Annotated in this window: 9 protein-coding genes, 1 pseudogene and 1 riboswitch; of the genes and pseudogenes, 5 read left to right on the top strand and 5 right to left on the bottom strand. The window is 66.2% G+C overall.

Going from position 1 to position 8269, the window contains the following annotated elements; genetic code table 11:
* On the bottom strand, window positions 1-923 hold a 923-nt coding region (locus Q0C59_RS16875), incomplete at its 3' end, for an MFS transporter (RefSeq protein WP_291217674.1).
* Entirely contained in the window at window positions 920-1732 is an 813-nt protein-coding gene (locus tag Q0C59_RS16870) for an HAD-IIB family hydrolase (RefSeq protein WP_291217671.1), read from the bottom strand. The genes Q0C59_RS16870 and Q0C59_RS16875, both read right to left, overlap by 4 nt.
* Before the next feature lie 88 nt (window positions 1733-1820).
* A riboswitch (S-adenosyl-L-homocysteine riboswitch) is annotated at window positions 1821-1909 on the top strand.
* Between the two features lie 63 nt (window positions 1910-1972).
* On the opposite strand from Q0C59_RS16870, the gene ahcY reads away from it, so the two are divergent.
* The 5 genes and pseudogenes from ahcY (at window position 1973) to Q0C59_RS16845 (ending at window position 6211) form a co-directional block, all read left to right on the top strand.
* Window positions 1973-3406: an adenosylhomocysteinase gene (gene ahcY, locus Q0C59_RS16865; RefSeq protein ID WP_291217669.1), complete on the top strand. Its 1434-nt coding sequence runs from the start codon at window positions 1973-1975 to the stop codon at window positions 3404-3406.
* Between the two features lie 5 nt (window positions 3407-3411).
* Window positions 3412-4179: a TlyA family RNA methyltransferase gene (locus Q0C59_RS16860; RefSeq protein WP_291217667.1), complete on the top strand. Its 768-nt coding sequence runs from the start codon at window positions 3412-3414 to the stop codon at window positions 4177-4179.
* Window positions 4180-4233: 54 nt separating this feature from the next.
* A complete protein-coding gene (gene metF / locus Q0C59_RS16855) occupies window positions 4234-5064 on the top strand; it encodes a methylenetetrahydrofolate reductase [NAD(P)H] (protein WP_291217664.1) in 831 nt (276 codons plus the stop codon).
* A gap of 131 nt (window positions 5065-5195) precedes the next feature.
* Window positions 5196-5465 (top strand): annotated as a pseudogene (locus tag Q0C59_RS16850) (septal ring lytic transglycosylase RlpA family protein); the annotation flags it as partial.
* Window positions 5466-5611: 146 nt separating this feature from the next.
* Complete coding sequence (locus Q0C59_RS16845) at window positions 5612-6211, top strand: OmpW family protein (protein WP_291217662.1); 600 nt, start codon at window positions 5612-5614, stop codon at window positions 6209-6211.
* Between the two features lie 21 nt (window positions 6212-6232).
* On the opposite strand, the gene Q0C59_RS16840 is transcribed toward Q0C59_RS16845, so the two are convergent.
* The 3 genes from Q0C59_RS16840 to Q0C59_RS16830 all read right to left on the bottom strand — a co-directional run.
* Entirely contained in the window at window positions 6233-7345 is a 1113-nt protein-coding gene (locus Q0C59_RS16840; RefSeq protein ID WP_291217660.1) for a 2Fe-2S iron-sulfur cluster-binding protein, read from the bottom strand.
* 4 nt (window positions 7346-7349) lie between these two features.
* Window positions 7350-7874: a 1,2-phenylacetyl-CoA epoxidase subunit PaaD gene (paaD, locus tag Q0C59_RS16835; protein WP_291217657.1), complete on the bottom strand. Its 525-nt coding sequence runs from the start codon at window positions 7872-7874 to the stop codon at window positions 7350-7352.
* 8 nt (window positions 7875-7882) lie between these two features.
* Window positions 7883-8269, bottom strand: a 387-nt coding sequence (locus Q0C59_RS16830) for a Phenylacetic acid catabolic protein (protein ID WP_291217655.1), incomplete at its 5' end; no start/stop codon positions are given.

Here is an 8269-nt window from a genome sequence, read left to right as displayed (position 1 = left end):
ACCCGCATGATCTTCAGGCGCGTGGCGCGCGCGTCGCCCCAGCGCTGCGTGGGGTGGTGGGCCAGGCGGTCGGCCAGCAGGCCGGCGGGCAGCATCATGATGGCGCTGCCCAGGCCGCTGGCCGAGACCAGCAGGGCGGCTGCGGTGGCGCCCAGGCCCAGCGCCAGGCCGTACAGCGGCAGGATGGAGGTGAGGCCGCTTTCGAAAAAGCCGCCGACAAAACCCACCGTCATGATCAGGGGGTGCAGGCGCAGCGCATGCCACACGCCCGAGAGGCCGACCTTGGCGTCGTGCGCATCGGCGGCGGCGGGCAGGCGTGGAATGAGCAGGCTCCAGCCGAGACCGAACACGGTGAGTGCCAGCGCCAGCCACAGCGCCGCATCGCTCTGCGCGCCGAACCACACCAGCACCAGCGGACCGAGCACGAAGGTGGTGCCGACCATGGTCTCGAAGATGCCGACGTTGCGTCCTCGCTGGTGCGCCGGGGAGAACTCGGCCACGATGGCTTCGGCCAGCACCCAGCGCAGGCCGGCGGCCATGCCCTCGATGAGGATGCAGACGAACCACAACACCAGCGAGTTGCTGAACAGGAAGCCGGTGATGGCGATCACCGGCACGAAGGCTGCGAGCCACAGCGACGGCCGGCGGCCCAGGCGCTGCGTGATGGCCGAGGCGAAGGGTGTCATGGCAAACACGCCGAGCCAGCCGGTGGCCACGAACACACCCGCCAGTGCGGTGGACACGCCGTCGCCCTTGAGCCTGAGCAGCAACAGCGGCATGAGCATGAAGTAGCCCACCAGCTGGAAAAAGGTGGAGCCGAAGATGGCCACCAGCCCGAGCCGCGCTTGCGCCGGCACGAGCGCGGGCAGCGAGGTGCCGGTGAGGGCCTGGCTGTGCTGGGGTGGCAGTGGGTGCTCGGTCATGAGGACCTGGCCGACAGCACCGCGTCGGCCACCTCCGTGAAGCCGGCGCCGCGCTCAGCCTGCGCCACAAAGCGAGGGTGGTGGCTGAGCGCGGCCCAGAAGCGCGCCACGTTGGCCACGCCCACGCTGTGCGGGAAGTGGCCGAACATGCGGGCGTCGTTGGTCGAGTCGCCCACGTAGACCCAGCGGTCGAGTTCGGTATCAAGGTCCCGGCCCAGGCGCGTGCGCACGATCCAGCGCGCGCCGGCCAGCTTGTCGTGATCGCCGATCCAGCCGTTGATGTGGATCGAGCTCACGGTGGCGCTCAGGCCGTCACCGCGCATGAGTGCCACCACCTGCGCGATCTCCGTTTCATTCAAGTGCGCGAACTCGCTGTGGTCGATGGCGATGTCGGTCTCGCGCCCGGGGCTGTCGGTGGCCAGGCGCGCTTGTGGCAGTTCGCGCAACACGCGTTGTGCCGTGATCTGGAGCCGCGTGAAGTTGGCGGTTCGCGTTGTCGCGTCTTGCAAGTAGTCCCGGCAAAGCAGGCCGTCATCACCGCGCCACAGCGCCACAGCACCGTTCTCAGCCACGATCGCGTCCACCGGCCAGGCCAGGGCAAAGGCTTCGCTCCAGCCCGCTGGGCGGCCCGTGATGGCCAGCACCGGCAGACCGGCGGTGCGCAGGCGCTGCAGTGCGTCGAGTGCGTCGGGCGTGATGGCGCCGTCGGTCGTCAGGGTGTCGTCGATGTCGGTGAGCACGCCGCGGATTCGACTGCGCTCCGAGGTGGGCCACAGGGCGAGCGGGGAGGGCGTGGGCAGGGTTGGCATGGGGCCGGCAGTGTCGCACAGGCGTGCAGGAAGTCCGGGATGGAGACCCCACAAACACCCACCCGGGGGCATGCTGGGCTAAAATCCCTCATCCGAGGAGCGTTGCAGCGTCCCCACTGACCAGGTCAGCAGCGGGGCGTGAGGCTCGGACCATCCATGCAACGACGCTCATCCACATCCCGTGCGATGAGCTTTTTTTCGCCCGCCGATGTGGTTCATCCATCCTTACCGGAGCGAACCATGAATGCACGTCTGAACAACCCCACCTTCACCGATTGCGCGATCGCCGACATTGCCCTGGCCGAATGGGGCCGCAAGGAAGTCAAGATCGCCGAGACCGAAATGCCCGGCCTGATGGCCATCCGCGAAGAGTTCGCGAAGGCGCAGCCGCTCAAGGGCGCGCGCATCACCGGCAGCATCCACATGACGATCCAGACCGCCGTGCTGGTCGAGACCCTGCAGGCGCTGGGTGCCAGCGTGCGCTGGGCGTCGTGCAACATCTTCTCCACGCAGGACCACGCCGCCGCCGCGCTGGTGGCCAATGGCACGCCGGTGTTCGCGCACAAGGGCGAGTCGCTGGACGAGTACTGGGCCTTCACCCACCGCATCTTTGAATTCGGCGCCGCCGGCACCGAAGGCGAAGGCCCCAACATGATCCTGGACGACGGCGGCGACGCCACGCTGCTCATGCACCTGGGCCAGCGCGCCGAGAAGGACGCCTCCGTCCTGAACAACCCGCAGAGCGAAGAAGAGATCTGCCTGTACAACTCGATCAAGGCCAAGCTGGCCGAAGACAAGACCTGGTACACCCGCAAGGCGGCCCAGATCATCGGCGTGACCGAAGAGACCACCACCGGCGTGCTGCGCCTGAACGAGATGTCGGCCAAGGGCGCGCTGCAGTTCCGCGCGATCAACGTGAACGACAGCGTGACCAAGAGCAAGTTCGACAACCTGTACGGCTGCCGCGAGTCGCTGGTCGACTCCATCAAGCGCGCCACCGACGTGATGATCGCCGGCAAGGTCTGCGTGGTTGCCGGCTACGGTGACGTGGGCAAAGGTTCGGCCCAGGCCCTGCGCGCCCTGAGCGCCCAGGTGTGGGTGACCGAGATCGACCCCATCAACGCCTTGCAGGCCGCGATGGAAGGCTTCAAGGTCGTGACCATGGAATACGCTGCCGACAAGTGCGACATCTTCGTGTCCGCCACCGGCAACAAAAACGTGATCCGCTACGAGCACATGGCCGCCATGAAGGACGAAGCCATCGTCTGCAACATCGGTCACTTCGACAACGAGATCGACGTGGCAGCGCTCGAGAAGTGCGAGTGGGACGAGATCAAGCCCCAGGTCGACCACATCACTTTCCCCGACGGCAAGAAGATCACCCTGCTGGCCAAGGGCCGCCTGGTGAACCTGGGTTGCGCCACCGGCCATCCCAGCTTCGTGATGTCGTCGAGCTTCGCCAACCAGACCATCGCGCAGATCGAGCTCTTCACCAAGCAGGACCAGTACGAAGCCGGCAAGGTCTATGTGCTGCCCAAGCACCTGGACGAAAAAGTCGCGCGTCTGCACCTCAAGAAAGTCGGCGCCATGCTGACCGAACTGAGCGACGAGCAGGCCGCCTACATTGGCGTGTCCAAGCAAGGTCCTTACAAGGCCGACACGTACCGCTATTGATCCGCATGCGTGCGGACCAACTGCTCGTCGAGCGCGGGCTGGCGGCGTCCAAGTCGCAAGCGCAGCGCCTGATTGCATCGGGCGTGCGCTGGCGGCTGTTGCCGGGCGACTGGACCACTGTCTCAAAGAACGGCCAGGAGCTGCGCGAGACGGTGGAGCTGCAGGCGGTGGACAACGCCGAGACGCGTTTTGTCTCGCGCGGTGGCCTCAAGCTCGACGGTGCGCTGCAACGCGTGGAGCTCGACGTGCGCGGCCTGCGCTGCCTCGATGTGGGGCAGAGCAGCGGGGGATTCACCGACTGCCTGCTGCAACGCGGTGCGTTGCAGGTGGTGGGTGTGGACGTGGGCCAGGGCCAGTTGCATCCGCGCCTGCGTGATGACGCGCGGGTCGTCTGCATCGAACGCTGCAATGCGCGCGATCTCACTGCCGAAGCTTTGGTGGATGGCGGTGGAGAGGCTGCCGCCGCACCGTTCGACCTCATCGTCGGTGACCTGTCGTTCATTTCGCAGACGCTGGTGTGGCCAGCGCTCGTGCCCTTGCTCAAAGCGGGTGGCCATGTGCTCATGCTGGTCAAGCCGCAGTTCGAACTGCAGCCCGAGCACATCGGCAAGGGCGGTCTGGTCAAGAGCGACGCGAGCTACCCGCTGGTGCGCCAGCGCATCGAGCAGGTGGTCAAAGACAGTGGCCTCGCGCTGCTCGACTATGTCGAAAGCCCGATCACCGGTGGTGACGGCAACCGCGAATTTCTGGTGTTCGCCCGCCTGCCGGCCTGAGGCCCGCGGCGGTGTTGAACCCGCACATTTCTGCCTGTTTCTGGAGATGTCCCCATGGGCCTGCCCGTGAGTTTTGAATTTTTTCCACCCAAGACACCGGAAGGCGTGGAGAAGCTGCGCGCGGTGCGCCAGCAGCTCTACCCGCTGAAGCCCGAGTTCTGCTCGGTCACTTATGGCGCGGGCGGTTCCACGCAGGAAGGCACCTTCAACACGGTGCGCGACATCCTGGCCGAGTCGGTGCCGGCGGCCTCGCACTTCTCGTGCATCGGCGCCACCAAGGCCTCGGTGCGCGAACAGCTCGCCACGCTCAAGGCCATGGGCGTGAAGCGGCTGGTGGCGCTGCGCGGCGACCTGCCCAGCGGTTATGGCGCGGGCGGTGAGTTCCACTACGCCAGCGACCTGGTGACGTTCATCCGCAGCGAAACCGGTGACGACTTCCACATCGAGGTCGCGGCCTATCCCGAAGTACACCCGCAGGCGAAGTCACCCGATTCCGACTTGAATGCCTACGTGACCAAGGTGCGCGCAGGCGCGCATTCGGCCATCACCCAGTACTTCTACAACAGCGACGCTTATTTCCGTTTCGTGGACGACGCCTGGAAGCTCGGCGCCGACGTGCCGGTGGTGCCCGGCATCATGCCCATCACCAGTTCCACGCAGCTCATGCGCTTCTCCGATGCGAGTGGCGCCGAGATCCCGCGATGGATCCGGCTGCGCCTGCAAGCCTTTGGTGACGACACCGCTTCCATCAAGGCCTTCGGACTGGACGTGGTGACCGACCTGTGCGACCAGCTGCGCAACGGCGGCGTGCCGGCGCTGCACTTCTACACCATGAACCAGAGCGTGGCGACGCTGGAAATCGCCAAGCGGCTGCAGTTGTCATGAGCTTCAAGTCCGCGTTCACGCTCGCCCTGGCCACCGTGTTGTGGCTGGGCGGCTGTGCGACGCAGGCGCCCCCGACGCTGCCCACGCCCGATGGAGAAGAGCCCGCTGCGGTGCTGGATGCCCGCGAGATCGAGCGCGGCCGGGCCTCGTGGTACGGCGAACCCTTTCATGGCCGACGCACCGCCAGCGGCGAGGTCTTCAACATGAACGAACTCACCGCAGCGCACAAGACGCTGCCCTTCGGCACGCGCGTGCGGGTGCGCAATCTGATCACCGGGCAGGACGTGGTGGTGCGCATCAACGACCGCGGACCGTTCACCAAAGGTCGTGTGATTGATCTCAGCCGCACAGCGGCCGAGCAGATCGGCTTGATCCGGTACGGCGTGGCACCGGTCGTGGTGCTGCGCGACTGAAGCCTTGATCTGCATCAAGGGCGGGTGGTGTGGCCGCTTGGGTGTGCGTCTGCATTGATGCACCGCAACATGAAGAGGACCGGTGTCTTCTGTAATCGAGGTCGGGAATGTTCCCGTCTCGATCACTGAACACCATGAAAAAAACCACTCTGGCCATTGCCTCCCTCGCGCTGCTGGCATCGGGTGCTGCCATTGCGCAAGACTTCACCGCCGGCTCGTTGCTGGTGCGCGCGCGCGTCGTTCACCTCGACAGCGCCAACAAGGATTACACCGGCCTCGACCTGTCGATCAACAACAAGACGCTGCCCGAAGTCGACTTCACCTACTTCTTCAGCCCCAACCTGGCGGCCGAACTGGTGCTGACCGTGCCGCAGAAGCAGCGCGTGTACGCCGGCGCCACGCAGATCGGCTCGCTGAAGCACCTGCCGCCCACCCTCACGCTGCAGTACCACTTCAACCACGCCAGCGGCATCAAGCCCTACGTGGGTGCCGGTGTGAACTACACGCGCTTCAGCTCGGTGGACCTGCTCGGCGGTGCGGCCGACCTCAAGCGCAACAGCTACGGCATGGCGTTCCAGGCGGGCGTGGACTTCCCGCTGTCCAAGAACCTGTACCTGAACGTCGACGTGAAGAAGGTCTACATCAAGACCGACGTGATCTCCGGCGGCAACAACATCGGCACCTTCAAGGTGGACCCGGTGCTGGTCGGTGTCGGTCTGGGCTGGCGCTTCTGAGTCGGCGCTGGGGCAAGCGCCTCAGCGTTCATCAAAGCTGATGACCAGGTGGTCGCTCGTGGGGCGCGCCTGGCAGCTCAGCACAAAACCCTTGTCGGTTTCCCAGGGCTCCAGCGTGTAGTTCTTCTCCATCGCCACCGAGCCCTGCATCACCTTGGCGCGGCAGGTGCAGCACACACCGCCGCGGCAGGACCACGGCAAATCCAGACCCGCGTTGAGCGCCACGTCGAGCACACGCTCGTCGCGGTTCATGCGCAGTTCGTGCGGCTTGCCGTCGAGCATCACCGTGAGTGCCACCTCACCGTCGGTGCGCACGGCCGGATCGGCGTGGCCGAGCACCACCGCCTTGCGCGCTTCAGCGGGCAGGGCGTCGAGCGTGGGCGAGGTGAAGCGTTCGGTGTGCACTCGGTCGGGTCGCACGCCGGCATCGAGCAAGGCCTTCTCGGTCGCGTCGATCATGGCCTCGGGTCCGCAGATGAAGACCTCGTCCATGCTGCCCACGGGCAGCAGAGTGGCGATCAGCGCGCGCACCTTGTCGCCGTCAATGCGGCCTTCGAGCAACGGCACCTCTTGCGCCTGGCGCGAGAGGATGTGGATCAGCGTGAGCCGGCCTGCGTAGCGGTCTTTCAGGTCCTGCAGCGCTTCGTTGAACATCACGCTGTCCATGCGGCGGTTGCCATAGACCAGGGTGAACTTGGCCTCGGGCGATTCTTCCAGCGTGCTGGCCATGAGCGAGAGGATGGGCGTGATGCCCGAGCCCGCGGCGAAGCCCACGCGGTGCAATGCGCGGGGTTTGTGCACGGTGAAGCGGCCGTCGGGTGGCATCACCTTCAGCGTGTCGCCGGCCTTGAGTTCGCTCGTGGCCCAGTTGGAGAACACGCCGCCGTCCACCGGCCGTATGCCCAGCGTGAGTTCGCCCCGTTGTGTGAGCAGGCTGCGCGGGCTGCTGATGGAGTAGCTGCGCCGCACATCTTGTCCGCCGATGGTGGCGCGCACGGTGAGGAACTGGCCCGGCTCGAACGCAAACGCCGTGCGCTGCTCGACCGGAATGGCCAATGTGATGGCCACTGCGCCCGCGGCCTCGGGGCTGATGCGCGCGATGGGCAGCTCGTGGAAGCGGGGTGCGGTGCTCATGGCATCAATAGGGTTTGAAGTAGTCGAAGGGCTCAAGACAGTCAAGGCAGCGGTACATGGCTTTGCACGCGGTGGAGCCGAAGGGCGAGGTCTCGGTGGTGTGGGTCGAGCCGCATTGCGGGCAGGGCACCAGCTCGCGTTGCAAGGCCTGGCGCGAAAACTTCAGCACGTTGGTGCCCGCGTTGGCGCTGCTGCCGCACTGTGGCGGCGCGATGCCGTACGCACGCAGCTTCTCGCGCGCCGCCTCGCTCATCCAGTCGGTGGTCCAGGCCGGAGCGAGCTGCGTGACCACGCGGGCGCCGATGCCCGCGTTGGTCAGTGCGGCGCGCACGTCGTCCTCGATCTGCCCCATGGCCGGGCAGCCGCTGTAGGTGGGCGTGATCACCACCTCGGGCGTGCCGTCGGCGCCGGTGCGAACCCCGCGCAAGATGCCGAGTTCGTTCAGGCTGACCACCGGTATTTCGGGGTCGCTCAGGTCGGCAAGCGCGGCCCAGATGGCGGCGTGGTCCTGCTCCGTGACGGTTTGCATGGCGTGGCTCACCAAACCGCTTGCGGGTGCGTGCGCGCCAGGCTCTGCATCTCGGCCAGCAGAAAACCCATGTGTTCCGAATGCACACCCAGCTTGCCCTGAGGCACGTAGCCCTGCACAGCCGGGCGCTGTAGCGTGGCCTCTTGAACAGTGTCGTCCACCAGCGCATCCCAATCGGCCTTGAGGCTGGCGAGATCGGCGCCGGTGCTGCTTTGCACCGCCTGCGTTTCGGCGTCGCTGCCGATCCAGAACTCCTGGCAATACGGCAGCAGGTGGTTGAGTGCGGCTTGCGCGCGGGCGTGCGATTCGTCGGTGCCGTCACCGAAGCGCACCAGCCAGTCGCTGGCGTGGCGCAGGTGGTAACGCACCTCCTTCAGCGACTTGGCCGCGATGGC

This window comes from Hydrogenophaga sp., from assembly GCF_022844385.1.
Taxonomy (GTDB): Bacteria; Pseudomonadota; Gammaproteobacteria; order Burkholderiales; family Burkholderiaceae_C; genus Hydrogenophaga.
This window is presented reverse-complemented; position numbering and strand designations above follow the sequence as displayed.